The 25,473-nt window shown below is 57.6% G+C and carries 26 protein-coding genes and 1 tRNA gene; 15 read left to right on the top strand and 12 right to left on the bottom strand.

What is annotated here, in order from left to right; genetic code table 11:
• Positions 1-40: 40 nt before the first annotated feature.
• Complete coding sequence (locus L2D14_03720) at positions 41-721, top strand: type 1 glutamine amidotransferase (GenBank protein WNK00538.1); 681 nt, start codon at positions 41-43, stop codon at positions 719-721.
• Here L2D14_03720 and L2D14_03715 read toward each other — a convergent pair.
• On the bottom strand, positions 718-2,247 hold the full coding sequence (locus L2D14_03715; GenBank protein WNK00537.1) for a fused MFS/spermidine synthase: 1,530 nt from the start codon (positions 2,245-2,247) through the stop codon (positions 718-720). The genes L2D14_03720 and L2D14_03715 overlap by 4 nt on opposite strands.
• A 153-nt stretch (positions 2,248-2,400) precedes the next feature.
• On the opposite strand from L2D14_03715, the gene L2D14_03710 reads away from it, so the two are divergent.
• Together L2D14_03710 and L2D14_03705 are read left to right on the top strand one after the other, a co-directional pair.
• Positions 2,401-2,904, top strand: a complete 504-nt coding sequence (locus L2D14_03710) for a hypothetical protein (GenBank protein ID WNK00536.1) — start codon at positions 2,401-2,403, stop codon at positions 2,902-2,904.
• A 41-nt stretch (positions 2,905-2,945) separates the two neighbouring features.
• A complete protein-coding gene (locus L2D14_03705; protein ID WNK00535.1) occupies positions 2,946-3,419 on the top strand; it encodes a MaoC/PaaZ C-terminal domain-containing protein in 474 nt (157 codons plus the stop codon).
• Here L2D14_03705 and L2D14_03700 read toward each other — a convergent pair.
• Together L2D14_03700 and L2D14_03695 are read right to left on the bottom strand one after the other, a co-directional pair.
• On the bottom strand, positions 3,416-4,033 hold the full coding sequence (locus L2D14_03700) for a pyridoxamine 5'-phosphate oxidase family protein (protein WNK00534.1): 618 nt from the start codon (positions 4,031-4,033) through the stop codon (positions 3,416-3,418). The genes L2D14_03705 and L2D14_03700 overlap by 4 nt on opposite strands.
• 191 nt (positions 4,034-4,224) lie before the next feature.
• Positions 4,225-4,301 (bottom strand) — tRNA-Arg (locus tag L2D14_03695).
• Positions 4,302-4,607: 306 nt separating this feature from the next.
• Between L2D14_03695 and L2D14_03690 the strand changes: the two genes are divergently transcribed.
• From L2D14_03690 to L2D14_03680, 3 genes are all read left to right on the top strand, one after another.
• Positions 4,608-5,756, top strand: a complete 1,149-nt coding sequence (locus tag L2D14_03690) for a hypothetical protein (protein ID WNK00533.1) — start codon at positions 4,608-4,610, stop codon at positions 5,754-5,756.
• Between the two features lie 47 nt (positions 5,757-5,803).
• Entirely contained in the window at positions 5,804-6,298 is a 495-nt protein-coding gene (gene gpt / locus L2D14_03685; protein ID WNK00532.1) for a xanthine phosphoribosyltransferase, read from the top strand.
• A gap of 116 nt (positions 6,299-6,414) precedes the next feature.
• Positions 6,415-6,972 (top strand): polymer-forming cytoskeletal protein, encoded by a 558-nt coding sequence (locus L2D14_03680; protein WNK00531.1) that lies wholly within the window; start codon positions 6,415-6,417, stop codon positions 6,970-6,972.
• A gap of 3 nt (positions 6,973-6,975) precedes the next feature.
• Here L2D14_03680 and L2D14_03675 read toward each other — a convergent pair whose 3' ends face one another.
• Entirely contained in the window at positions 6,976-7,164 is a 189-nt protein-coding gene (locus tag L2D14_03675; protein ID WNK00530.1) for a hypothetical protein, read from the bottom strand.
• A 140-nt stretch (positions 7,165-7,304) separates the two neighbouring features.
• On the opposite strand from L2D14_03675, the gene L2D14_03670 reads away from it, so the two are divergent.
• Together L2D14_03670 and L2D14_03665 are read left to right on the top strand one after the other, a co-directional pair.
• Entirely contained in the window at positions 7,305-8,105 is an 801-nt protein-coding gene (locus L2D14_03670) for an N-acyl homoserine lactonase family protein (protein ID WNK00529.1), read from the top strand.
• A gap of 14 nt (positions 8,106-8,119) precedes the next feature.
• Positions 8,120-8,878, top strand: coding sequence for an SDR family oxidoreductase (locus L2D14_03665; GenBank protein ID WNK00528.1), 759 nt, complete (start codon positions 8,120-8,122; stop codon positions 8,876-8,878).
• Positions 8,879-8,887: 9 nt separating this feature from the next.
• Here L2D14_03665 and panC read toward each other — a convergent pair whose 3' ends face one another.
• Positions 8,888-9,721 carry a pantoate--beta-alanine ligase gene (gene panC, locus L2D14_03660; protein ID WNK00527.1) on the bottom strand — a complete coding sequence of 278 codons (834 nt, stop codon included), beginning with the start codon at positions 9,719-9,721 and terminating at the stop codon, positions 8,888-8,890.
• Positions 9,722-9,725: 4 nt separating this feature from the next.
• The gene (gene panB, locus L2D14_03655) at positions 9,726-10,544 is read right to left on the bottom strand and encodes a 3-methyl-2-oxobutanoate hydroxymethyltransferase (protein ID WNK00526.1); all 819 of its coding nucleotides are present in this window, start codon (positions 10,542-10,544) and stop codon (positions 9,726-9,728) included.
• Positions 10,545-10,978: 434 nt separating this feature from the next.
• On the opposite strand from panB, the gene ggt reads away from it, so the two are divergent.
• On the top strand, positions 10,979-12,718 hold the full coding sequence (ggt, locus tag L2D14_03650) for a gamma-glutamyltransferase (GenBank protein WNK00525.1): 1,740 nt from the start codon (positions 10,979-10,981) through the stop codon (positions 12,716-12,718).
• Positions 12,719-12,727: 9 nt separating this feature from the next.
• Here ggt and L2D14_03645 read toward each other — a convergent pair whose 3' ends face one another.
• The 3 genes from L2D14_03645 to L2D14_03635 are packed head-to-tail and all read right to left on the bottom strand — an operon-like array spanning position 12,728 to position 16,397.
• Positions 12,728-14,167, bottom strand: coding sequence for a HAMP domain-containing sensor histidine kinase (locus L2D14_03645; protein WNK00524.1), 1,440 nt, complete (start codon positions 14,165-14,167; stop codon positions 12,728-12,730).
• A gap of 20 nt (positions 14,168-14,187) precedes the next feature.
• On the bottom strand, positions 14,188-15,615 hold the full coding sequence (locus L2D14_03640; GenBank protein ID WNK00523.1) for an FAD-dependent oxidoreductase: 1,428 nt from the start codon (positions 15,613-15,615) through the stop codon (positions 14,188-14,190).
• Entirely contained in the window at positions 15,612-16,397 is a 786-nt protein-coding gene (locus tag L2D14_03635; protein WNK00522.1) for a TVP38/TMEM64 family protein, read from the bottom strand. Before L2D14_03635 ends, L2D14_03640 begins: the two co-directional genes overlap by 4 nt.
• 309 nt (positions 16,398-16,706) lie before the next feature.
• Here L2D14_03635 and rpmH point away from each other — a divergent pair, with 309 nt between their 5' ends.
• From rpmH to argB, 6 genes are read left to right on the top strand one after another with little or no spacing between them, the layout of a single operon-like run.
• Positions 16,707-16,841 carry a 50S ribosomal protein L34 gene (rpmH, locus tag L2D14_03630; GenBank protein WNK00521.1) on the top strand — a complete coding sequence of 45 codons (135 nt, stop codon included), beginning with the start codon at positions 16,707-16,709 and terminating at the stop codon, positions 16,839-16,841.
• 25 nt (positions 16,842-16,866) lie between these two features.
• Entirely contained in the window at positions 16,867-17,259 is a 393-nt protein-coding gene (gene rnpA / locus L2D14_03625) for a ribonuclease P protein component (protein ID WNK00520.1), read from the top strand.
• Positions 17,225-17,548, top strand: a complete 324-nt coding sequence (gene yidD / locus L2D14_03620) for a membrane protein insertion efficiency factor YidD (protein ID WNK00519.1) — start codon at positions 17,225-17,227, stop codon at positions 17,546-17,548. Before rnpA ends, yidD begins: the two co-directional genes overlap by 35 nt.
• Positions 17,545-19,311, top strand: a complete 1,767-nt coding sequence (gene yidC / locus L2D14_03615) for a membrane protein insertase YidC (GenBank protein WNK00518.1) — start codon at positions 17,545-17,547, stop codon at positions 19,309-19,311. Before yidD ends, yidC begins: the two co-directional genes overlap by 4 nt.
• 47 nt (positions 19,312-19,358) lie before the next feature.
• Positions 19,359-19,997, top strand: a complete 639-nt coding sequence (gene yihA / locus L2D14_03610; GenBank protein ID WNK00517.1) for a ribosome biogenesis GTP-binding protein YihA/YsxC — start codon at positions 19,359-19,361, stop codon at positions 19,995-19,997.
• Between the two features lie 58 nt (positions 19,998-20,055).
• Positions 20,056-20,964, top strand: coding sequence for an acetylglutamate kinase (gene argB, locus L2D14_03605; GenBank protein ID WNK00516.1), 909 nt, complete (start codon positions 20,056-20,058; stop codon positions 20,962-20,964).
• A 3-nt stretch (positions 20,965-20,967) separates the two neighbouring features.
• Here the strand turns inward: argB and L2D14_03600 are convergent, their stop codons facing one another.
• From L2D14_03600 to L2D14_03590, 3 genes are all read right to left on the bottom strand, one after another.
• Positions 20,968-22,035 carry a DUF2336 domain-containing protein gene (locus L2D14_03600; protein WNK00515.1) on the bottom strand — a complete coding sequence of 356 codons (1,068 nt, stop codon included), beginning with the start codon at positions 22,033-22,035 and terminating at the stop codon, positions 20,968-20,970.
• A gap of 321 nt (positions 22,036-22,356) precedes the next feature.
• Positions 22,357-23,634 carry a DUF2336 domain-containing protein gene (locus L2D14_03595; GenBank protein WNK00514.1) on the bottom strand — a complete coding sequence of 426 codons (1,278 nt, stop codon included), beginning with the start codon at positions 23,632-23,634 and terminating at the stop codon, positions 22,357-22,359.
• A 50-nt stretch (positions 23,635-23,684) separates the two neighbouring features.
• Positions 23,685-25,397 (bottom strand): diguanylate cyclase, encoded by a 1,713-nt coding sequence (locus tag L2D14_03590; protein ID WNK00513.1) that lies wholly within the window; start codon positions 25,395-25,397, stop codon positions 23,685-23,687.
• Positions 25,398-25,473: the final 76 nt, after the last annotated feature.

Here is a 25,473-nt window from a genome sequence, read left to right as displayed (position 1 = left end):
GGTTTGAAAACCGCGTCTCCTGTCCCTACATGACAGACGTATGCTTGATAAGCCCCTCATCGGCGTCACCGGGTCAAGACGCAAGGGCCGCATTATGACGTTTCTCAACCGCCTTGCGGTCTGGCGTGCCGGCGGACGAAGTGTCCGCATCACCTGGGACAAGCCCTATCCTATCGACAAACTCGACGGTCTGGTGATCGGCGGCGGCGATGATATTTCGGCATCACTATACGGCGGCGAAATTCAAGTTGATGTCCGTGTCGATCCCAGACGCGATGAAATCGAAATGGAGGCTCTACGGGTTTGCGATTCGATGAATATTCCGGTTCTCGGCATCTGCCGCGGATCGCAGATCATGAACGTCTTTTATGGCGGCTCATTGCACACGGAAATCCACGAGGTCTTCAAGGACGCCCCGCAAATCCGTACCGTACTCCCGAAAAAGTGCGTCGATATTGTTTCCGGCTCCCGCCTGTCAATGCTCATGGGCGTCGATCACTGCGACGTCAACAGCTTGCACCATCAGGCCGTCTCTGAACCGGGCAACGGTTTTCATGTATGTGCCCGTGACGAACACGGGATGGTTCAGGGAATTGCACGGCATGGCCGGCGGTTTCTGCTGGGTGTGCAGTGGCATCCGGAATTTCTTTTATGGCAACCGCGCCAGCAGCGGCTATTCAATGAACTGGTCCGCGCCGCGCGGGACAGAATGAGCGCCTAGCGCGCACGCTCGGCGACAGCACCGATCAGCCGGTCGACGGGCGCCAGGTCATCCGTCAGCACCGGCACATCGTCGGGCGTAAGCGTTCCGGCGATATCACCCGGATTGACCCGTTGCCAGCGGCGGCCTTCTGCATGGCGCGATACAAGAACCGGAACCGGGACCGGTGTCGCCGCCGCAGACAACAGATACGTCAGCCGTTCGCCGCCGCCCATCTGCTGGGTATCCACCCAAATCTCGACGACCGGAAAGACCTCGTACAGGGTCTTCAGCATGGCGAGGAGAAACTTTGGTTCGCGTGCACCGTCGATCACATTCATCACATAAACACCATCGGGGTTGAGCTTGGCCCTGATTTCGCGGGCGAACTCCACCGTCACCAGATGCTGCGGCACCGAAATATCGTGGAAGGCATCGCCAACGACCACATCCAGCGAATTACCTGACATCTGCCGTAACTGTACCCGTGCATCCGCATGCGCAATGCGGATCGACGGATGCGGCTCGAACCACATCATGTCCTGCGCAAGCTTCGTTACCATTGGATCGACCTCGGCAACTTCATGACGACCTCTTGGATATGTCACCGCCCATGCACGGGGGATCGTGTAGGCACCGCCGCCGATAAAATAGGTTGAGAGGTCGTCGCGTTCGGGGAACCGTATCTGGACCATTCTGTCCAGCAACTCTGTATAGGAACTGTGCAGACGCACAGGGTCGTCCCTGTCATTGATGCCGTGCCCCATGTGATCAAGTACCATGAGGCGGCTTTCACTCTCCGTTTCGTGGCTGTAGTCGATAACCCGGATACAGTAATAGCGGCTCTCCGCATCGCATACGCTGGCCAGCAGATCATCGGCCCGAAGGACCGCCAGCACACCGGCGGCAATAACCAATGCCAAAGCAGCATGCGACAGTTTCAAGTGTCTGGCCCATGCAGCAAAGCCTGCCGACATCAATCCTAGAGCCGCGGCGACGGCGATCAACGTGCCCTGTGAGCCGATCCACGAGATGAAAACAAAGCCTGCCGTCAGCGTGCCGAGAATTGCCCCGCCGGCACCGAGCGCAAACATCCGCCCGATAACGATGCCGCGGTTGTCCGGCTCGGTATCGATGGCGATACGCGTCAGGATCGGTGTGACCCCCGCGATCAACAGGCTCGGCACAAAAAACAACACCGTCGACAGACCGATGACGGCAACAACGATCGCCACGTCGGCCGAAATCAGCACCGGCCCCGCCCAGCGCAGTAACAACGGGATGGCCAGGACGTTGAGAGTCGCCAGTGCCAGCATCAAGGCGATGATCGAAAGCCCGTTGCGGTCGGGACGCTCCGACAGCCGGCCGCCGATCCAGTGGCCGGCTGACATGCCGGCCAGCACGGTAGCGATAATCGCCGTCCAGGTGTAAATGGACATGCCGACATAAGGCGCGATCAGGCGCGCAGCGACAATTTCCAAAATAAGACCGACGGCAGACGATGCGAACAACGCCGCTGCAAGGCCGATTCGACCAGATAAATTCATGCTGCCTGTTCCCGTCCCTGACTCTTTTTTGTCTGTCCCGGCCGTTTTCCCGGTCCGCAATTCGAATGAAAAGCAAAACGCCGGAGGTGCGTTCCGTTTTCGAATGTCGTATTCTATATATAGAATACGTAAGGATGACCACCGGAGGAATGAATGTCTTATACGCTTGATGAATTTGCCGCCGACTGTCGCAATGCCCTGGCAGAGGACAACGGCCCGGCAGGGGTCGAGAAAGTCCGCACCTATGTCGAGAAGGCACTGAAGGATGAAGCACTGATCGCCGAACATCTACCGCCTGATGCCGACAAGGAACGCCGCATCCTGTACGAAGATCCGGATTATAAATTCTGCATTTGTGCGCACGTTTATCAGGGGCCGAAAGATGGCTTCCCGCATGACCATGGGCCGACATGGGCGATTTACGGTCAGGCCGTCGGCGAAACGGAAATGACCGACTGGGAAATCATTAAACCGGCCGAAGGCGATGAGCCCGCACTGGTCAAGCAGACCCGTTCCTATGCACTCAAGCCCGGCGATGCGCATGCCTATCCGGCCGGCGCCGTACATGCGCCGCTCAGAAACGGGCCGACGCGCCTGATCCGCGTCGAAGGTCAGAACTGCGACCACATCACGCGCACCCCGATCAAAGCGGCCTGAGCGGCCGTGATCAGATCGACATTGACCTGAGCGATTATTCTATGAACCGCAATATGGCGGAACTGGCGGCGGCCCCGGGGGGGCCGCTTGCCGTATCCGGGTGGATCGACATAGATCAGACCCGCGTCGATGCCTTTGCCGATGCCACGCACCACACCCACTGGCTGCACACGGACCCGGCACGCGCCAAAGCCGACGGCAGATATGGTGGCACGGTGGCGCACGGATTTCTGATCTTGAGCCTGATCAATCATGCCATCGACCAGTGCGGTCTCCGTCCCACCGACAGCCCGTACGCGCTGAACTACGGTGTCGACAAAGTCCGCTTTCTGAAACCCATGCCGATCGGCGACGGGTTTCGGGTGCGCGACCGGATATCATTGATCGCAGCGGAAATGCATGACGCCGGACTTTTCACCCGCACCGGGCATGCGTTCGAGATCGAAGGCGACGATAGCGAAAAGCCCTGCGTCGTCGCCGAATATCTTTCGGTGTGGGTGAGACCGGGCGCTTAGCCTTTCAGCCGCGCCACCTCCGCTTCCAGTTCTTCGATCTTCTGCTGCATGGCCTCGATCACCGGCGCGATCTCGTGCTCCGTCCAGCGTTGGGTAATATGCTGCGGACAGTTTGAATCCCATGCCTCGACGGAAAAGACGAAGGCCCGCTCCGGCTTTGCGTCATATTCACTGTCAACCAGCCGGGCCATCAGGTCCGGGTCGTTTTCGACCACCTTCAGGGTTCCCCAGAGTTTTATGCGGCGCCGGTTGCGGTAATCCATGGCAAAGATAAAGGCTTTGGAATTCTCGGCGGCATTGCCGATGGAAATGTACTGCCTGTTGCCGGCGAAGTCGGCGAAGGCGAGGTGCTTTTCATCCAGCACCTTCAAGAAACCGGGTCTGCCGCCACGATGCTGAATGTACGGCTGGCCGTCAGCATTGGCGGTTGCCAGATAGAACGAGTCACGCTCGCCAAGATAGCCGGCAAGGTCCCCGGTGATAACGTCCCGCCAGCCTGCCCGCTGTTCCATCTTCGCATAGCCCGTACGCGAGCCGCGCTTTTCCTGCTCGGCTTTCACCTGTGCCGTAAAGGCGATGTCGCTGACGAACTTTCGTTCCGATGTCCGGTCCATGACGGTTCTCCTACTGTAGAACCCGGAACATAAGCGCAAAACCGGTGCAAAAACAGTACACTACGGCTCACACTGTTGTGAGGGCGGCGCATTAATCGGTGATCTGGAGGGAAAATGGCGCGCCCCGTCGAACCTTGTTCGAAAACACAAAAACCTGGGCGCGGGTTCGAAAAGCTGTCTTTGGGGAGAAATGGCGCGCCCGGGAAGATTCGAACTCCCGACCCCTTGATTCGTAGTCAAGTACTCTATCCAACTGAGCTACGGGCGCCGCGCATTGGGCCTCTTGCGAGGCGGCGAGAACCTACTCCACGCGCTCATTCGTGACAACCCCCCAATCTATGCTTTTCGCAGTTGCGGGCGCGTGGCGGCAATCAGCCTGAAATTGTATCGCAATACCCCCTTAAAATTTAGGAAAATTAAAGATTCGCCAAGTAAAACAATCATCTTGTCGCCATGCTGGCGTTTGATTAATATCGCGACAACGACAGGGGGACGTGTTAGTGATCGTAAAGGTGTGCAATTTAGGTGCGCCGTTGTCGAGTTTCCCTAAACCACAAAGGGGCGGTCTTCAGGGATGAGATTATCGGATTTCAATTCGCTACGATTTCTCGTAGTCGGCGCAGCGTTGACGCTGGGCGCCTGCTCATATGGAGACAACCTGCTTTGGCCGGCATCCGATGCCGAGCCTGAAGCCAATACCGAAACCGCACAAGCGGCAACCGGCGATGGCCAGGTACAGGTCATCGGCGGCGGACAACCGCCGATCGGCGCGACCCAGTTCGTGCCCCCGGGCGTCACGCCGGGCGAACCGACCGGTACCTTTGTCGGCGAAAAAGTCGTTCAACTCCGCGAGGAACTGACCCGCCTGCAGAATTCCATCGCCCAGCAGAACGAAGAGCTGCAGCGCCTGCGCACGCAGCTCGTGCAGAACTCGCAGCAGTATCACGGCACCATCGCCGCCGTGAATTCGCGTCTGCAGGTCGGCACCACGCCGGGCAACCCGATCCTGGTTCAGCAGTTCAAGAGCGCACAGGCCGATCTTGACCGCATCGCCCAGGAAATCGACAACATGAACAACCTCACCGCCGCCGTTGCCAACAACTCGACGCTGTCGGCGTATATGGCCGAAGCCGCACGTGCGGCGTTCTCGGTTTCGGGTGCCGTTGACGAAGATCACCGTCAGCTGGCGATCCTTGAGGACGAGGGCAACCGTACCGCGGTTCTGATCGACCGTCTGCTCAAGGAACTGACGTCGGACGTGCGCCGCCAGACCAACTATGTGACGACGGAACGCGCCAACCTCAATCTGATTTCGGCCGGTATCAAGTCGGGTGAACTGTTCGGCGGCTCGCTCGTCAACCGTGCCGTGCTGTCGAACAGCGGCCAGGCGAACTATACCAATACCCCGCTTTCGACCGTTGGCCGCACACCGCTCGTTGTGATCCGTTTCGACCGCGCGGACGTGCCGTATGAACAGGCGCTCTATACCGCCGTTTCCAAGACCCTCGAGCGCCGCCCCAATGCGATGTTCGATCTGGTCGCCGTGGCACCCACCACCGGTGGTGCCGCACGGATCGCGCTTAACTCGCAAAAGGCACGCCAGCATGCCGAAAACGTCATGCGTTCACTGGTCGAAATGGGCCTGCCGCCGAACCGTGTCGCTGTATCGGCGAAAACCGAACAGCAGGTCGCAAATAACGAAGTGCACCTGTACGTCCGCTGAGGACGTCCCGTTTAATCCGGAAATGATGGAGCACATGGGATAACGCCATGGTGCAGCTTCGCGACGACATCGAACATCACATCGTCACCTGGGCCGAGGTGCATCGCGACACCCGCATCCTTGTGCGCCGCCTGCTCGGCAAAGGCCCGTGGCAAGGCATCGTTGCCCTGACCCGGGGCGGGCTTGTCCCGGCTGCCATCGTTGCCCGTGAAATGTCGATCCATGTCGTCGATACACTGTGCATCACCAGCTATGACGAACAGGTACAGGGCCGCCTCAACATCCTGAAAAAACCCGAAGCCGCGTTAGCCAATGGCGGCGAAGGCTGGCTTCTGATCGATGATCTGGTCGATACCGGCACGACCATGAAGGCCGCCCGCGAAATCCTGCCCAATGCACACTTCGCCACCGTTTACGCCAAACCCAAAGCCATCGAGTTGATCGATACCTATGTTCACGACATCGATCAGGACGTGTGGATATTCTTCCCCTGGGACACCGAGCCACAGTACGCCCGCCCGCTCGCCGACGGCCGCGACTGATCACGCTCCGCACACGCCCCTAAATCGTCATGATTTGAACAACAGCCGACCGCAATCTCCTGCGATCAATCGGGCTGCCTTATCACCATAACATGCACCGCATTACGGAGGACTCCATGGCGCTGTTTCAAAAAGACGTAAACCCGATCCCCAGCAAGCCCGCACCGAAAACGCCGCCAGCCAGTCTGCTCGGCATGCCGCCCAGCAAACATCTCGATGAACAAAACCGCCCGCCCAGACCGGGCATGTCGGAGAACAATCGCGATGAAGACGCCAGGCCGTCGGAAAGCCGCCTGATCGTCGGTCCGAACATCAAGCTCAAAGGGGTCGAGATAGAAGACTGCGACACCCTTGTCGTCGAAGGCTATGTTGAAGCATCCATGGATTCCCGCGTCATCGAAATTTCCGAGACGGGAGTCTACAAGGGCACTGTCGAAATTGACATCGCCATCGTCAAAGGCCGTTTCGAAGGTGAGTTAACCGCACGCGAACGCCTTATTGTGCACGCCACCGGCGATGTGAAGGGCAAAATCCGCTACGGGCGCCTTGCCATCGACGAGGGCGGGCGTGTGCATGGCGATCTAGACGAACTCGGCACGCCGCAAAAACCGGCATCTGAAAAGAAAGACGATACGGAAACCGCTGAACGTCCTGCCAGCGAAGCCGCAGAGTAGTGTTTATTTGGACAGCAATTGGTCCAGATCGGCTTCCAGTTTCTTGAGGTCATCCGGCACCGGCAGACCTTCGGCGCGTAACGTCGAAATCACCTGTCGGAGCCGGAACTCAATCTCGCGAAGATCCCCCTGATCGCCCTCCATGACATCCATCAGATAGGTGATTTCAGCGTCCAGGTCGTCGAATGCCATGACCGGCTCCTTTTGTTTGCCTATACAACAATAGCCGCCCCGAAAGACCCTGTGCAAGGCCCGCACTTGTTCTATACAGGGTCTGGTACAGTTCGCACCAAGATGGCAAACTCTCGGCCAAATAACCCGGAGAGCCATCCATGTCCGAGACTTACGAGCTGTTTGCCATCAAATACGCCCACCACGACCGCGATGCCAGCGCGAACTTCATCGACGATCCCGACCCGCACGAGGGTAACATGCCACTCGATTATTTCGTCTGGGTGGCGATCAACAAGAACCGCACGGTCGTGATCGATACCGGCTTCAACGCCAAGGCAGCCGCTGAACGCGGGCGCGAGCTGATCCGCTGTCCGGCGGAATCGCTGAGCCTGGTTGGGGTCGATGCGAACGAAGTCGAAGACATCATCATCACGCACCTGCATTACGACCATGTCGGCAACTTCGATCTGTTCCCGAAGGCGCGCTTTCATCTTCAGGACAAGGAAATGCAGTACGCCACAGGGCGCTATATGGCGCACAAAACGCTGCGTCACTCGTTCGACATCGAGCACGTGGTCGGCATGGTCCGTGAAGTCTATAAGGAACGCGTCGTTTTTCACGATGGCGACACGGAACTGTTCCCCGGCATCGGCCTGCATTTCATCGGCGGTCACACGATGGGGCTGCAGTCGGTCACGGTCGAAACAGCACGCGGCCGCGTCGTCGTCGCATCCGATGCCTCGCACCTGTATCACAATATGTGGGACAAGAACCCGTTCCGCACTGTGCTGCATATCGGTGACATGATGGAAGGTCATGACAAGCTGCGTCGTCTCGCGGCCGGCAATGAAGACCTGATCGTGCCCGGTCACGACCCGCAAGTGCTTGATTTCTACCCGGCACCGTCACCAGATCTTGAAGGCAAGGTCGTGCGCCTTGATGTTGCGCCGAAAAAATAAGCGGAACGTATTTCATGGAACTTCAACTTGGCGGCCGAACGGCGCTCGTCACCGGCGCCAGTACCGGCATCGGTGCTGAAATCGTCCGGACCCTGGCCGCAGAGGGCGCCAGCGTCACCATGCTGGCGCGGCGCGAACAACTTATGGCGGAAATTGCCGACGGCATCGCTGCCGCCGGGCAACCACGGCCTCGGATTATTTCTGCCGACCTGACGGACCGGCAGCAACTGAGCGGCATCGTGAAGGCGGCTCAACCGGACGGGCGTGCTGTCGATATTCTGGTCAATGCGGCGGGGGCGTCGCTGCCGATTGACATGTTCGCCGATGACGAAACCTGGGACCAGTCTATCGAACTCAATTTTACCGCCGTCCGCCGCCTGACCCAGGCCCTTCTGCCGGCAATGCAGAAACAGGGATGGGGGCGCATCATCAATTTTTCCGGCTCCATGGAACCCCGCGTCATCAATGCCGCGATTTCCGCCAAGGCCGCGCTGCATCTTTGGGCCAAGGGGCTGTCCTGCCAGGTTGCCAAGGACGGCATCACGGTCAACTGCATCCCGCCTGGGCGTATCAACAGCGAGCAGATTCTGGAACGGCTGTATCCGAGCGAGGAATCACGCAAAAAGTTTATCGAATCGAATATTCCGATGGGTTATTTCGGCGATCCCGAAGATGTCGCCCCGCTGGTGGCGTTTCTTGCGTCACCGCTGGCAAGCTACATCACCGGCGCCGTCATTCCGGTCGACGGCGGCATGCATTTTTTTGCCCACTAGAGTCGGAAACTAGACGGCGATGTTGTCGATCAGGCGGGTCTTGCCGAGCCACGCGGCGGCCAGGACCCGCATCGGGCGGCCCCGCGCCGGCAACTCGAGGGTTTCGGCGTCGCGCACAGCGACATAATCGACGCTGCTGAACCCGGCTTCATCCAACTTCTCCGTGGCGTCTGCGCAGGCGATTTCAATCGGATCGCCCCCCGCGACACGATGGGCGACATCGCTGATTTCATGATGCAAACGCGGCGCCAACGTACGTTCGGTATTGCTGAGGTAAGTGTTCCTGGATGACATGGCGAGACCATCGCTTTCGCGAACCGTCTCGCCGCCAATGATCTGCACCGGCAGATCAAGATCGCGCGCCATGGCACGGATCACGCAAAGTTGTTGATAATCCTTCTCGCCGAAGTACGCGCTATCCGGCATCGTTTGTATCAGCAGTTTGGCGCAAACCGTGGCAACGCCGATGAAGAAATGCGGCCTGAATTCACCTTCGAGTGTCTGGCTCAACCCCTGCACTTCGACTTTCGTGCGATGATCGTCACGGTACATCTGCGACATTTCCGGTGCGAAGACGAGATCGACATCTGCTTGTTCCAGCATCGCCAGATCGCGCTGTTCATCGCGCGGATAGGTATTGAAATCTTCGCTCGGCGAGAACTGCGTCGGATTGACGAAGATCGAGACGACCTGCCGCTCCGATTGCTCCGCAGCACGCCGTACCAGCGACATGTGGCCGTCATGCAACGCCCCCATGGTCGGCACCAGCGAGATACGTTCGCCGCCTAACCGCCAAGCCCCTGTCCGCTCGCGCATTTCAGCAACGGTACGAACGACCTCCATCCGATCAGTCCTTCTTCTGTCCGACGCCGAAGCAGTGCTCCAGCGTTGGAAAATCACCGGCCCGAACATCCGACGCATAGGCGGCAACCGCATCCTCAATCAACTTCCCGGCATCGCCGTAGCGCTTGACGAATTTTGGTGTGAAATCGGCAAATAGGCCGACCATATCCTGCGTCACGAGAATCTGCCCATCACAAGCCGGAGAGGCGCCGATACCGATCATCGGCACGCCGCTTCTGGCCGTCACCTCGCGTGCCACGGCTTCCACGGTACCCTCGATAACAATGGCAAAAGCGCCGGCTTGTTCAATTGCGGTCGCATCGCGGTAAACCTGATTGGCGCCGGCGTCGTCCTTCCCCTGAATCTTGAATCCGCCCCGATGTTCAGCCTTTTGCGGTAATAGTCCGATATGCCCGAGAACCGGCACACCTGCGCCGACAATGGCGGCAACCGTTGCGGCCATCTCTTCGCCACCTTCCAGCTTCACAGCCTGACAGCCAGTCTCCTGCATTACCCGCTTCGCAGACGCGACTCCCTGTTCCGGGCTATCCTCGTAACTGCCATGCGGCAAGTCGACAACGACGCAGGCTCGCTCCGTACCGCGCATCACGGCCTGGCCATGTGCGATCATGATATCCAGGGTCACGCCGCGTGTGGTTTCCAACCCATAGACCACCATTGCCAGCGAATCACCGACCAGCACCAGGTCGCAGTGCGAATCGACACGCTTGGCCATCGGCGTGTCGTAAGCCGTCAGGCATACCAGTTCACCCGCACCCTTGCGACCGCGAATGTCCGTCGATTGAAGTCTGGATACCGCCATGTCGATGGCTGCTCCTCTCCCCGTATTGAACGTTTTCCCGCGCAGAACCTATCCCGAAATTATTGCGCTGCACAATAGACAATTTATAGGCATGGGCTCAAAAAACACTCTATACCAAGGTATTAGCGCTCAACCTTATGTGGATATCTTTCAGAAAGAGTGTGGATAACTTCTCATACTAGATCTTCATCAGTACTTGAAGAGTCATTTTCAAGGATATGATTCTTTTTGTTTTTTCTCGGTTTGAAGGCCCAGAAAAGTACGCCAGCAAACAGCACCAGCAAAATAATCACAAAATGCTCTCTGAGTAGCGGCATCATCGCCCGGCAACCTCTGACAATTTTCCAATCGCATTCACTTCGCCGCCCTGCATCCGATGTTTGAACATCAAGGACGGGCGCTCTAACGTTCACCGTCATTGTACAGGATTTAGGATGACCATGCGAGAATCGCCGCCACCGCGTTTGCTTTTCGCCGCGTTATTGATATTCGGCATGACTGCCGGATTGTCCGCGTGCGACGACGGCATCGATATCGATGCACACCGGCGCGGGTCCGCTGAAGACTTCATGATCGCCATTGCGCATCCGCTGGCAGCAAGAACCGGACATGATATCCTTGCCGAGGGCGGCAGCGCCGTCGATGCCGCCATTGCCGCCGAGATGGTCCTGACACTCGTCGAACCGCAATCGTCGGGGATCGGCGGGGGGGCTTTCATGGTGCATTACGATGCCTCGCTGAATAATACCGAAACCTATGACGGCCGTGAAAAGGCACCGGCTTCGGCATCGCCGGACATGTTTCTGGATGCCGCCGGCCAACCCATCCCGTGGCCGCAAGCAGCCCTTGGCGGGCGCGCCGTCGGTGTGCCGGGCCTGCTCCGCATGCTGGCGCTGGCGCACGCCAAGCACGGCGTACTGCCATGGCAAGACCTGTTTAAGCCGGCCGTCCGCCTTGCCGAAGACGGCTTTGATGTCACACCAAGACTGGCCGGATTATTGGCGGCGGATACGGAGATGCCGAAAATCCCCGCCACGCGTGACTATTTCTACCCCGGCGGGCAGCCGCTCAAGGTTGGCACAACCCTTAAAAACCCCGCACTGGCCGGTGTCCTGCGCAGTATTGCCGAAGCCGGCGCCGCCGCTTTTTATACCGGCGAGATTGCCAAAGGCATCGCTGAAACCGTCTCTACCGCCGCATTCAACCCGGCCGTGATGACGGTGGAAGATCTTGCCGGATATACTGCGAAAGCACGCGGCCCCGTCTGCGTGCCATATCGCACTTACCGGGTCTGCGGCATGGGCCCGCCGTCGTCCGGCGGCATTCTGGTCGGTCAGATCCTCGGCATGCTGGAGCATTTCGATCTGGGCGCGCTTGAGCCGTTCTCCGCCGACGCCGTGCATCTGCTTGTCGAGGCCAGCCGTCTCGCCTTTGCCGACCGTGCGCTTTATGTCGCCGACAGCGATTACGTGCCGGTTCCGGTGGCCGGCTTGCTCGACCAAACGTATCTGGCCGCACGGGCGCGGCAGATCAGCCCCGCTAAACGCATGGAATTTGTCGGGCCCGGACGTGCCGGGCGCACGGTATGGGATTGGGGCGCCGAAGATGACGCCACCAAAGGGCTTTCAACGACACATTTTTCGGTCCGCGATTCATACGGCAATGTGGTGTCCATGACTGCCAGCATTGAGCGGGCATTCGGCTCCAAGCATATGTCTCAAGGGTTTCTGCTGAATAACGAACTGACGGATTTCTCCTTCCGGCCGAGATCGGATGGGCATCCCGTCGCCAATGCACCGGCCCCCGGCAAGCGGCCCCGCAGCACCATGTCACCGACAATTGTCTTCGATGCGAACGGCAAGCCGGTACTGGCGATCGGTTCGCCCGGCGGCTCGCGTATTGCCGGGTATACGCTGAAAGCGATTCTCGGCGTCATCGACTGGAACATGCATGTCGCCGACGCCATCGCCGCCCCCAATATCGTCAGCCGCGGCGGTCCCGTCGATATTGAAGCCGGCACACCCGCCGAAGCCCTGAAACCGGCGCTGGAAGCGCTTGGCCATACGGTCAAACTGCGCGAAATGACGAGTGGCCTTCACGGTATTCAATTTGTGGATGGAATGATGAACGGCGGCGCCGATCCGCGACGCGAAGGTGTCGTGCTGGGGGAATAACGAAAACGATCAGTCAGACTTTGATGATCCGTCCATTTCCGCCACATACGGCGGAATATCGTCGGGAATAATAATCCTGAACATGGTGCCGTCGGGGCCCGTATGCAGCAATTGAACATCTCCTCCATGCTCTATGACAACCTCACGCACGATCACAAGGCCAAGGCCTGTACCGCCCTTGCGGCCGGACCCCGCAAATGCCTGGAAAAGGTTCTCGCGCGCCTTTTCCGGCAGACCCGGACCATTATCTGTGACATCGATGACGATCCGGCCATCGTCTGTTCTCGCGCTGAGCGTTAACGTCACCGCGCCTGACTGAATGGCGTTCACACAGAGATTATGCAGTGCGCGCAACAAGTGACGTCGGTCGGCAACGATTTCCAGATCCGGGTCGATATCGACCTGCCAAGCCGTTGCCGTCATTTCCTCGGACATTTCAAGAATGCCCCGCAGTTCCTCGACCAGATCGCGAAGCACAAACAACCGGGGCCGAAGCTGCAACATTTCGTCAGCGGCGTAATTCAGCGTCTGGCTGCACAAATCGATGGCGCGGTCGATCGCCTTCATCAGACGTGGCGTGACGCGTTTGACCTCCGGGTCCTCGATTAACTGAAGCCTGTCGGAAACCAGAACGGCGGTCGCCAGGGTATTCCTCAGATCATGATTGATCTTGGTCATGGCGCTGCCCATCGCTGCCAGCCGGTTCTTCTGTTTCAGCGACATCTGTACCTGGCTTTGCATTTCCGCCAGTTCGCGTTGCGCCACGCCGATCTCGTCGCCACGCGGGGTCGGCGTGATAATGCGGGTCGCATCTTCGGGATTGTCGCGAAATCCGATCATGGCATGGGTCAGGCGGCGGATCGGCCGCACGATCATCCACTGCAGGGCCAGATACACCAGCGACGCTGTGATCAGGGATATGACTAGTGAAAGATTGAATATCCGCCAGGAAAACTCGAGCATGGCGGCCCGCATCGTTTTTTCCTCAAACAGCACCTCGACGGTCAGATCAGGCTGTCTGGGCGGCATGCCGATGGCCCGGATCACCCGGTTATCGGTTCTGGACAAGGTATCAAAAGCTGCCGCGATCATGGAAAGGAAGTTCTCCTTGCGCATGTCGACGGACAAATCGACCGCCGGCGGCATATCGCCGCCGACCATCAGCATGCGCCGGTCCGGGCGGTTGACGATGATCGCAAGCGCATCGGTCTGATGCAGAAGCGCATTTTCCAGATCCTGATTCGGCTGGGTTTCCGGCATCGCATCCAGCGCCACCATCGACAGATACGAACGGGCGATGAAATCATCGATATAGCTTTTGCGGAAACGCGCCACCGAAGGTGTCCAGATCAACACCTCCGCCAGCATTACAAAACTGACCGTCAGGATCAAAAGCCGGGCCGACAGGTTGATAAAGCGCTTTTGCGGTTTGCCTTGCTCGTCGTTCATGACTGTCGTTTTACGCCCATTCAGCCGAATTTAGCCAGAAAACGAACGATTTTCCGTGTTTTATCACTGAACAGCGACGGCGTATAGAAGCTGCCGGCAGCGCGTTTGTTGACTTCGCCAAATGTTGGATACGGTGCAATCATGGTAGCCACGCCGCCGATCTTGATCTTGTTCGTCATCGCCAGAATCCATATCTGGATCAATTCGCCGGCATGCGGCCCGGCTATCCCGCAACCCAGAATGACGCCTTTTTTCGTTGTCACGGCCTTGACCATACCTTCGGTTTCACCTTCTGCCTGAGCGCGATCGTTTTCATGAAATGGCCACCGCAGAATACGGATATCGCCGCCGTGTTTTTCCTTTGCCTGGGCTTCCGTCAGTCCGACCTGCGCCAGTTCCGGCGATGTATACGTTACCCACGGCACGTTGCTGTGATCGGCCTTCGCCGGAAGCCTGAACAGTGCGTTTTTGATGACGATCCCGGCATGATACCCGGCGACATGCGTAAACTGCAGCCCGCCCGCAACATCGCCGATGGCAAAAATCTTTTTGTTCGATGTTCTAAGACGCGCATCGACGTCTATACCCTTGGGCGAGTAACGGACCCCGGCCGCTTCCAGATCAAGGCTGTCCACATTGGCCCGGCGCCCGGTGGCGACAAGCAGGTGCGATCCGCTGATTTTTTCTTCACCACTATCTGTTTCAAGCACGACCGTCGCGCCTTCGGCAGATTTTTCAACCCGCGCGATCTTGATACCTTCGCGCAAAACGACACCGTCCTGATCCAGCGCCCGACGCACCACATCGACCAACTCCGGGTCGTCCTTTGGCATGACCGTGAACATTTCCAGGACCGTTACCATGCAACCGAGCTGGCGATGCGCCTGTGCAAGCTCGATGCCGATCGGCCCGCCGCCGATGACGATCAGGTGTTCGGGCAGCACATCGGTATAAAAAACCGTTTCATTCGTGTAATAAGGCACACTGTCCAGCCCGTCGATCGGCGGCACGAACGCCGACGATCCGGTGGCGATCACGAAACGCCTCGCTGAGATCCGCTTTCCACCCGCTTCGACGGTTCTTTCGTCGATGAAACGTCCGGCGGCTTCGATCACATTAACGCCAAGGCCGGTAAAGCGCTCCACGGAATCATTGGGCTCGATGGCGGCGATAACGCCATGCACGTGCTCAAACACGCGTTTAGCATCTATTTGCGGCGCGCCCGCATCGACGCCAAAGCGTCCGGCAGCGCGAATATGCTGCGCCGCGTGACCCGCCGCCAGCAACGCCTTGGACGGCACACAGCCGAAATTCAGGCAATCGCCGCCCATTTTATTCTTTTCGATCAGGACCGTGTCGGCACCCATCTGCTGCGCACCCGCCGCGACGGAAAGGCCGCCAGACCCGGCGCCGATAACACAGATATCGGTCTTGATATGCCCGCTCATCCCTGATCCCCCTCAGGTGCGCCGGCGGCCTTGCCGCCTTTGATACGCTTGTAGAATACCGGCACCAGAGACAAGGCCGCCAGCCCCAGAATCGGCAGCAGCACCTCTGGTGTGAAAATAATCCCGAGGTCGGGCGTGCCGCCCTTCTCAAAAACGCTGCCGAGACCGCTCCCGACACTGACATAAACAATCGATCCCGGTATGATCCCGAAAAGCGTGCCAATCACATAGATCCTGAGCGGCACACCCAGAAACGCCGGCACCAGATTAACCAGCCAGAAAGGAAACAGTGGCACAAGCCTGAGTACAAACATGTAACTCAAGGCATTCTCATTAAAGCCCGCCTCCATTTTTTTGATTGCATTGCCGGTCTTTGCCCGAAGCATGTCGGCGAGGGCATAACGGGCAATCAGAAAAATCGCCGTCGCACCCAGCGTTGCGCCGATGATCACATATATCCCGCCAACAACGGTGCCAAACACAAAACCGCCCGCAAGCGTCGCCCAGACTGCGCCGGGCACGGAAAGTGCCACCATCACGCAATATCCGGCAATAAACAGTACAGCCGCCAGGATACGATTGTTGGCCGTCCAACCGAGTAGAAACTCCCGGTGCTCCTGCAATGCCTGAAAAGACAGGAACCGGTCCAGGTCGAAAATAAAGACAGCCGCCATCCCCGCCACGACGATAGCCAGCGGGACCAGACGTTTCACGGCAGAACCCGGTGCGCCCAGCTTTTGCGTTTCAGGCTCTGTTTCCTGACCGCGCACACTCATTTGCATGTCCCTGTTCCTGGATAAACTGCTTCCCCGCCACCAGCCAGCCAGATGATTACAGGCGGCAAAGAAACGGCATTTTCTCCTCGCGCCCAAAGGCGGCGATGCAGCTGCATTCTCGCAATTGTGCCGCCAAGAGCAACCAACGTTCCATCAACATCGGGTCAAGTTCGCGTGAACGGCCGCCAAATGCGGATGCCCACCGAATCCGCACAGGGAAAATACTTTGGTTAATCGTGCGAAAACAGCATTGTCATCGTTGACTTGCCTGCGCCAAGACCGTATACAGCGGGCGATTTTGCAAGGAGAAGTTCCGTGAAACGCACGTATCAGCCAAGCAAGCTTATTCGCAAGCGCCGTCACGGCTTCCGTCACCGTATGGCGACGGTTGGTGGTCGCCGCGTGCTTGCAAACCGCCGTACCAAGGGCCGTAAGCGCCTGTCCGCTTAAGGGCGGGCGGTCGTTCCGCGTCCGCATGTCCCTGACCTCCACACAGCCCGGTCATGCGCGCCTGAAAAAAAGGCGTGAATTTCTTGCTGTTGCCGGAGCCAAGCGCAAATGGGCAACGCCTGGTATGGTAGTGCAGGTCCGCAAGCGTCCAGCCGGTGAAGCTGGAAAAGATCTGGTTCGCGTCGGCTATACAACCAGCCGCAAGGTGGGGAACGCCGTGGTGCGAAACCGTGCCCGCCGCCGTCTGCGCGCCTGCGTCGATGCGGTACTGCCAGGTCAGGTAAAGCCGGGCCTGGATATCGTGATTATCGGCCGCGCTGCCACCCCGGCACGCCCGTTCGAGGACCTGAAGGACGATTTTTTGAAAAGCCTGAAGAAACTCGATGCCTGCATTGCCGCTTCCGAGCGAGGCGCCTGAGATGCCTGAACGTGTTGCCGAAAGACTTGTCCGTGCACCTCTGCATGCGCTCGTTATGCTATACCGCTACGGAATTTCCCCTTTCATGCCCGGCAGCTGCCGGTTTCACCCCAGTTGCTCATGCTATGCCGAAGAGGCTCTGCATGAACATGGCGCATGGCGCGGAAGTTTTCTTGCCGTAAAACGAATCTTACGTTGTCACCCATGGGGGGGTTCGGGATACGATCCCGTCCCCGCCGCCGACCCGGTCGACCTGGCAGACCGAAAAGGGAGCCCTGAACACCCATGAACGACCAAAAGAACATGATCCTGGCCATCGCCTTATCGGTTGCCATTCTGGTGCTGTTCGAGACTTTCTTTAACACCAGTTCGGTGCCGCCGCAGCAGACCGCTGAGCAGCAGGCGGCGCAAAGCGCCCCCACTCAGGGTGGCGTGCCGGCCGGCCCCTCAAACGACGCCCTGCCGCAAGCGCCCGCCATCCCCGGGACGGCGCCCATCGCAAGTACCCAGGTCCTTGTTGAACAAAGCCGCAAGGCAGCCCTTGAGAATGTCCAGCGTGTCGATATCGATGCTCCCCGGCTGCATGGCTCGATCTCGCTCAAGGGCGGCCTGATCGACGATCTGACGATGATCGATTATCGCACGACCATCGACCGCGAGAGCCCGGAAATCGTTCTGCTGTCGCCGCGCGGTTCGGTTGAGGCCTATTATGTCGGCTATGGCTGGACCGGCGCCGAAGGGCAGCCGATGCCGGATCTCGACACCATGTGGACGGCCGATGCCGACACTCTGAGCACGGGCAACCCGGTCACCCTGAGTTGGGACAACGGTAAGGGCCTTGTCTTCAAGCGTAAGATCAGCATCGACGAAAACTATATGTTCTCGATCGAGCAAAGTATCGAAAACAACACTTCGCAAGCATTGACTCTCTATCCCTATGGGCTGCTCAGCCGTTACGGCACGCCAAAAACAACCGGTTTCTACATTCTTCATGAAGGCCTGCTCGGCGTCGTTGACGGTGCGTTAAAAGAAATCGACTACGATGATCTCAAGGATGAGCCCGCCGGTATCTCTGCCGAGACCACAGGTGGCTGGATCGGCATTACCGACAAATACTGGCTGACAACCTTGATCCCCAATCAGAAGGACAAGGTCCAGACACGCTTCCTGCACCGCAAGGAAGGTGTCGTCGATATATATCAATCGGACTACCTGGGTGCCGCCGTGGTCGTTCCTGCAGGTGGCAACGCCGCCAGTCAGTCTAATATGTTCGCCGGCGCCAAGGAAGTTACCCTTCTCGATAATTATGCCGAACGCTACAACATCATCAATTTTGACCTGGCCATCGATTTCGGCTGGTTCTACTTTCTGACCAAACCGATCTTCCTGGCGTTGCTGTGGATTCACGGCATTGTCGGCAACCTGGGAATTTCTATCCTGCTGCTGACCGTCGTCATCAAGGTGCTGTTCTTCCCGCTTGCCAACAAATCGTATGTATCGATGAGCAAGATGAAGAAACTGCAGCCGCAGATGGTCAAGTTGCGTGAGCGGTTTGCCGAAGACAAGGTCAAGCTGAACCAGGAAATGATGGGGCTGTACAAGCGTGAAAAGGTCAATCCGGCTTCCGGCTGTTTGCCGATTTTGCTGCAGATTCCGGTCTTCTTCGCACTCTACAAGGTGCTGTTCGTCACCATCGAAATGCGCCATGCGCCATTCTTCGGCTGGGTGCACGATCTTTCGGCACCCGATCCGACCAATCTTTTCACCCTGTTCGATTTGATTCAGTGGTCCCCCCCCGACTTCATGCATCTCGGCGTATGGCCATTGATCATGGGGGCATCGATGTTCATTCAGCAGCGCCTGAACCCGCAGCCGGCGGACCCGATCCAGGCCAAGATTTTCCTGTTCATGCCGCTGTTCTTCATGTTCCTACTGGCGAAATTCCCGGCCGGGCTGGTTATTTACTGGGCATGGAACAATACCCTGTCGATCATTCAGCAGTGGATTATCATGCGACGCATGGGTATTAACGCAAAGGATGCCCTGAACTGATTTCATCTGATCAGGGTAGATCACACCCGGGACCGGAGGGGACCGACATGAGCCCCCGCAGCTACGAACCATCCGAGATCGAAGCCGGCAGACTGCTGTTCGCCGGCGAGGTTTCGTTTGTGCTTGGCGCCAAGGAAATGTCTCAAATTCCAACCGGCAATGTTCCGGAAATCGCTTTTGCCGGACGCTCCAATGTCGGCAAATCCAGCCTTCTGAACGCACTCATCGGGCACAAGAAAATGGCCCGCACTTCAAACACCCCGGGCCGCACCCGGGAAGTCAATTTCTTCGATGTCAGCGGCCATCTTATGCTCGCCGATTTGCCCGGCTACGGATATGCCCGGGCAGCGAAGTCGGAAATCGACGGCTGGACTCGGCTGATCGAGGATTACCTACGAGGCCGCGTGCAATTGCGCCGTTGCTGTCTGTTGATCGATGCCAGACACGGGCTCAAGGACAGTGACCGTACGGCCATGAAAATGATGGATCAGGCGGCGCAGAACTATCAGATCGTGCTGACCAAATGCGACAAGGTAAAACCGGGTCCGCTGGGCCGTCTTGTCGAGGCGACATCTGCAGAACTGGCCAAGCATGGCGCGGCGCATCCGGACATTATGCGTACCAGTTCACGCGAAAACGCCGGCATCCCCGAATTGCGTGCTGAGCTGGCGAGCCTTGCCGAGTAACGGTGCTTGGACTATGCAAAGAGTTCACGTTTCTTAAAACTTGAGTTGGTTTCCCGTCATGAGCAAAACACACGACGAAAATCGCGAAAATAACCTCGCCAAAGCTTCCGTTCTCTCCGAGGCACTTCCGTATATGCGGCGCTTTAGCGGACGTACCGTCGTGGTTAAGTTCGGTGGCAATGCCATGGGTGATCAACAGTTGTTCGACCTGTTTGCACGCGACATGGTTTTGCTGCGCCAAGTCGGCATCCGCCCCATTGTCGTACATGGCGGCGGCCCGCAGATCGGCGCCATGCTTGAAAAGCTGCAGATCAAATCTGAATTCGTCGACGGGCTACGCGTCACCGATCAGGCAACCATCGACGTTGTCGAAATGGTTCTGTCCGGCTCGATCAACAAACAGATCGTCGCTGCCATCAACAATGCCGGCGGCACCGCGATCGGCCTGTCCGGCAAAGACGGCAATCTGATCCGTGCCGAGCGGCTGACCCGCACGAAGCGCGATCCGGACAGCAACATCGAGCGTGTGATTGATCTTGGGCTGGTCGGTCAACCAAAGTTAATTTCGCCTTTCGTACTGGAATCCTTCGAAGGCAGCGATATTATTCCGGTGATCGCCCCCATCGGCATCGGCCCCGACGGCGAGACGCTGAACATCAACGCTGATACCGCTGCCGGTGCCATTGCCGCGGCGACGCAGGCATCTCGCATGTACATGCTGACCGATGTCGCAGGCGTACTCGATCAGGATAAGAACCTTATTTCCGAACTCAAGGTCTCCGAAGCACGGGAGGCCATTGAAAACGGCGTTATCACGGGAGGCATGATCCCAAAGATCGAAACCTGCATCGAAGCCATACAGGGTGGCGTCGACGGCGCGGCGATCATCGACGGTCGTGTTGCGCACACGGTATTGGTTGAATTGTTCACAGCCGGTGGCGCCGGCACACTGATCTCGCGCGGATAACCGTTATACTTTGCGAAGCAATTCCAGTTGCCAGGCCATATCCTTGTCTGTCATTGGATAGTTGCCGCCATCTTCGCGCAAGACATCCTCAGCCTTCACCTGGCCAAGTTTCTCCTGAACGATTTCTGCCGTCTTGGCGCTGAGGCCTGCGCCCCAGGATAAAGCCACGCATCCCTTGACGTTATGCGTAGCCTCGAGCCGCCTGACCGAACGGTACGGTACATCCGCCATTACAGACAGAATGGCCTTGGCAAAATTCATATCGCCCTTTGTCAATTCCCGAACAAGGGCCGTCTCGTCCAAAGTTCCGGCAGCCCATTCGTGCGTAGCGCGATCAAAAATGCTAGCATCATCCGGCTGCATGCCGCCGGCGCCATACAGCTTTTTGCCGTCATCCTCGGGTAACAGGGCAATGCCGTCGCCTAGTCTCTTCAAGACAATGTCACGCACCGCTTTCGTCGCTTCTTTTGAGAGGTCCTTGCGTGCCTGCATTCGTCTCAAGACATCTTCCGCCACCACCTGGGCAATCTTCACAGCCGCTTTCGACGGTAACTTCGGGCGCATCGCAAGCGGCATTTGCCACAGATCGATTTTCCCGGCGTCATTGATTAAACGGTCCAGTGTCTCTTCACGGATTTGCGCGCTTGGATTGCCTAAGAGCATGGCAATGGCTTCGATATCCTCACTTTCGACAATAGCGTCACTGACATTGCCGGATACGCCGCTGCGTAAAGATACTGCCGAAACCGTGCCAGGCGAGGGTTTCGCCAGAATAATTTCAATCAGGTCTTCATCATTCAGGACCGGAGACGATCTCAGCACCGGCGCCGCAACCACCGTTTCGACATCCCAAGCCAGGCGGCGGATGACATCGGCGGGGGCATCCGCGACTTCGCGTAATGCTTCGGACAATATCTGTCTGACCCTGACGGTCTGGTCCTTTGCCAGCAACTGCATCGCCTCGTGGGCCAGTTCCTCCAGCCGCTTATTGTCATGTGCATCGCCGGAAGCCATCCCCGCTACTTTTTCGGCTAATACGGCACGCACACTCTCTTCATCGTCACGCGCCAACAGGATATCCGCATGCATAGGCGCCGAGGGATTTGCGGCAATCGCCCGGCGGACGGAAGGCTGCTTGTCGCTTGCCAGATAGTAAAGCAGTTCAGGCGCAATATCGTCACGACCAGCGAGCGTCTCGCGTGCCTCATCATCGCCATCATGGGCGACCGATTTTGCATCTTCATAAGATAGGGTCATAAATCGTCAGCGCTTTGAAAATTCAAGGTGCCTGTTCCGAATACAGCCCTGTTTCGGCCATAGCAATAATGGTCCGCCGAAACCGTGAAATAATCCGCTGAAGATTTACGGGAATATCGTGGAGATCAGCCGGATTCAGGCACGTTCGGCCATATTCGAGAAAAATTCGATATTCCAGTCAATATCCTCATCGGACATCGGGAAAGTTAAATCGTCCTCGGGTTCGATAATATGAGATGGTGCAATCCGCCCCATTTGCTGTTGTACCATCACGATGATTGAAGCAGGCATTTTCGCTTTGCCAATCAACGCAACAATTCCTGCAGGATTTTTTTCTATGAAAATCTTGCGGGCAAGGGCCAGGTCGACGCCCGCCCTGACGATCAGGGCAGCAAAAACGAATGCATGATCGCCTGCCTGAAGCGCCTTCACAACAACCTTGTCTTGCAGTTTTCCTGCGCCATGCAGACGCTGGGCAGTGTCCAAAGGCGGATCGACCTTAAGAAAATCAAATCCGGCAGCGAGGGTTTTCTTGTCTTGCTCAGCATCTCCACCCAGACGATCACGCACGATGTCACTGACGGCAGCCATGGTTGATTCGTCCAGGTCAGTTCGTTTTGACAGTTCAAGCAGCAGATTCTCGGCAATAAAGCCTGCCATTCGCTGGGCGGCTCCTTCGGGAAGGTGTTTGCGTGCAACCAAAGGCGGTTGCCAGAGTTCTTGCCTTTCAGACCTTTCAATCAAATCATCAAGCGCCTCTTCGCGTATTTGCGCCGAACCGTTATCCAACAGCTCGGCAATGCCTTCGATATCATCCGTTTCGATGATGGCGTCGGCCAAATTCTCGGAAACCGCGCCACGGCGAGCAATAGCAGCGACACCGCCCGGCGCGGGGCCACTTTCGATGATCTCAATCAGATCCGCATCCGTCAGGACCGGTGAATATTCAAGAACCGGTGCGGAAACCTCGATTTCGATGTCATTTGCAAGCGTTCGAATAATGTCGGTCGGCGCATCGACGACATCCTTCAACGCCTGCGACAGGATCGCTCTGACCTTGGTAATCTGGTCGCTCGCAAGCATCTCCAGAGCCTGGTAGGTCTGTTCCTGGACCTTCTCTGACGCCTCTTGGCTGAGATCCGGGGCGACCTGAGCTATTTTACGGGCCAACCCCCCTCGAACATCCTCATCCTCATCCTGAGCCAGCAGCATGTCGGTTTGGCGGGGAGCCGATTCGTTAACAGCAACGGCCCTGCGTACATATACGGACTTATCTTCAGCTAAATAGTACAGCAGTTCGGGGGACAGGTCGGCACGTTCCGCCAGCGCGGCGCGCACGGCAGGGTCGTCACTACGTGCGAGCTCCTTGGCCCGTTCGTAGGTAATAGTGCCCTCACCGAGAATCCCGGTCATCCCACACATTCCCAATCAACAGTGACGTTTATATCACCGCCGTGAGTTATCTACTCAGGCAATTCAAGCGGCGTCCCTGGCGGCGGCGCCATCTCGAAGCCCCCCTTGCTTCTTTTTTTAACGGAATACATTGCTGCGTCGGAGCGCGCAAGGAGGTCATCAAGCGATTCTCCCGACGCCGGATCGAAAAAGGCAACGCCAATGGAAATCCCAAGCGGATGATCCTCGTCCCCCGACATCGAAACCATCTGTTTGCTGGTCTGAATCAACTGGCCGGCACGCTTTTCGCTCGTTTCCTCGTCGATGCCGTCCAGCCACATCCCGAACTCGTCACCGCCTAGTCTGGCGACCAGATCGCCGGGGCGCGAAAAATTGATCAACATGTCGCGCAGGAAAAGAATGGCATCGTCTCCCGCCTGGTGGCCGTGCACATCGTTGACGCGTTTGAAGTTATCCATATCGACATAAAACATCGATGCCGTTTGCCCGCTCCGTGCCAGACGCGCGATGCGGCGCGGCAGTTCTTCATCGTAAAATGCCCGGCGGTTCAACAGCCCTGTCATGCCATCCGTTCTGGACAATTTGACGATCCGTTCATGATTGGCGATTTGCTCACTGGCAATGCCAAGTTGGTTAGCAACATCGGTCAGCATCAGCCGGTGATCGTCATCCCATGCCCCTGCCTTTTTTGGCTTCCACATGGCTAGGGCACCATTGACATCGCCGCGATATTGCGTGGTCGCCAGCAATGCCGCCCAGTTGGCGGTATCAACGGCGATGACCTCGCCGGCCTTGAGCCCTGCAATCTTCTGACTTAACTCTTCCACGCCTTCGACGTTGCCGTATTCAGCCGCGACAGAGAAAGCTTCGCGCTCGACATCTTCGCGAAAGATGCGCGATCCAGCCGCGCCGAGCGCCCTTGCCGAGGCTGTTGCCGCCGCCATCAACATATCGTGTGGCTCGATTTCGTCGCGAATCTGCGAAACAATATAGTTCAGTAATTGCTCGCGATGACGTGCACGCGCCAGGGCTGCCTCGCTCTCGCGCTCTTCGGTTACATCGCGGCAATTGCCGCGGCAGCCAATCCATGTTTCGCTGTCGTCGTCGTTCTTAACCAGGGGCAGGGCAGAAACAACGACACATGCCGTCGATCCATCCTTGTTGATCATCCACATTTCCACGTTTTCAAGTTTGCGCGTCGTGGTAAAGGGAAACGGCGTGTATTCATCTGCATCAATAACGAACCCGCGGGCTTCATGTCCGACCAACTCGTCGGGCTTGTAGCCAAGAGCGCCTTGCGGCGAGACAAAGATAAGCTTGCCCTGGGCGTCTACCTCCCATGAGAAGTCGCTGGAAATCTCGACGAGGTCCTTATAGCGCTGGCGGGATTCTACCAGTGTCGTGCGCAGGTTGCGCTCCATGGTCAGATCGCGGGCCAGAAGCAGTGTCTTATCAACCGTGCCGTCCGCTTTCAGTATCGGCACGGCAGTGACGTCGAGCACCAGTTCGCCACGGCTGGTGGCGATGGCAAGTGTCGCATTGGCAATACTGGCGCTTTCCAGTGCTGTGGCGACCAGCGTTTCAATATCGGCAACAGCCCCGCCGGCAAGAGCTTTCTCAAGCCCTGTACCTTTGGCATTGGCAAGCAATGTCTTTCCGGCGCCATCAAGCAAAAGCGCAGGCCCCGGATATCCGGCGACAAGCTTAACGTCGCTGTCACTCGCCCGGGCTGCTTCAGCCGGAGCAGATGCCTCATTGGCCATCAATTTGCCCGATCAATGTTGTCTCCCTGTGTTCATACTAGAAGATGCTTTGCAATGGTGCCAACCCGCGATTTTC

It is taken from the genome of Thalassospiraceae bacterium LMO-JJ14 (assembly GCA_021555105.2).
In the GTDB taxonomy this organism is placed as follows: Bacteria; Pseudomonadota; Alphaproteobacteria; order Rhodospirillales; family Casp-alpha2; genus UBA4479.
Note: the sequence above shows the minus strand (reverse complement) of the source record. Positions and strands in the feature narration are given on the sequence as shown.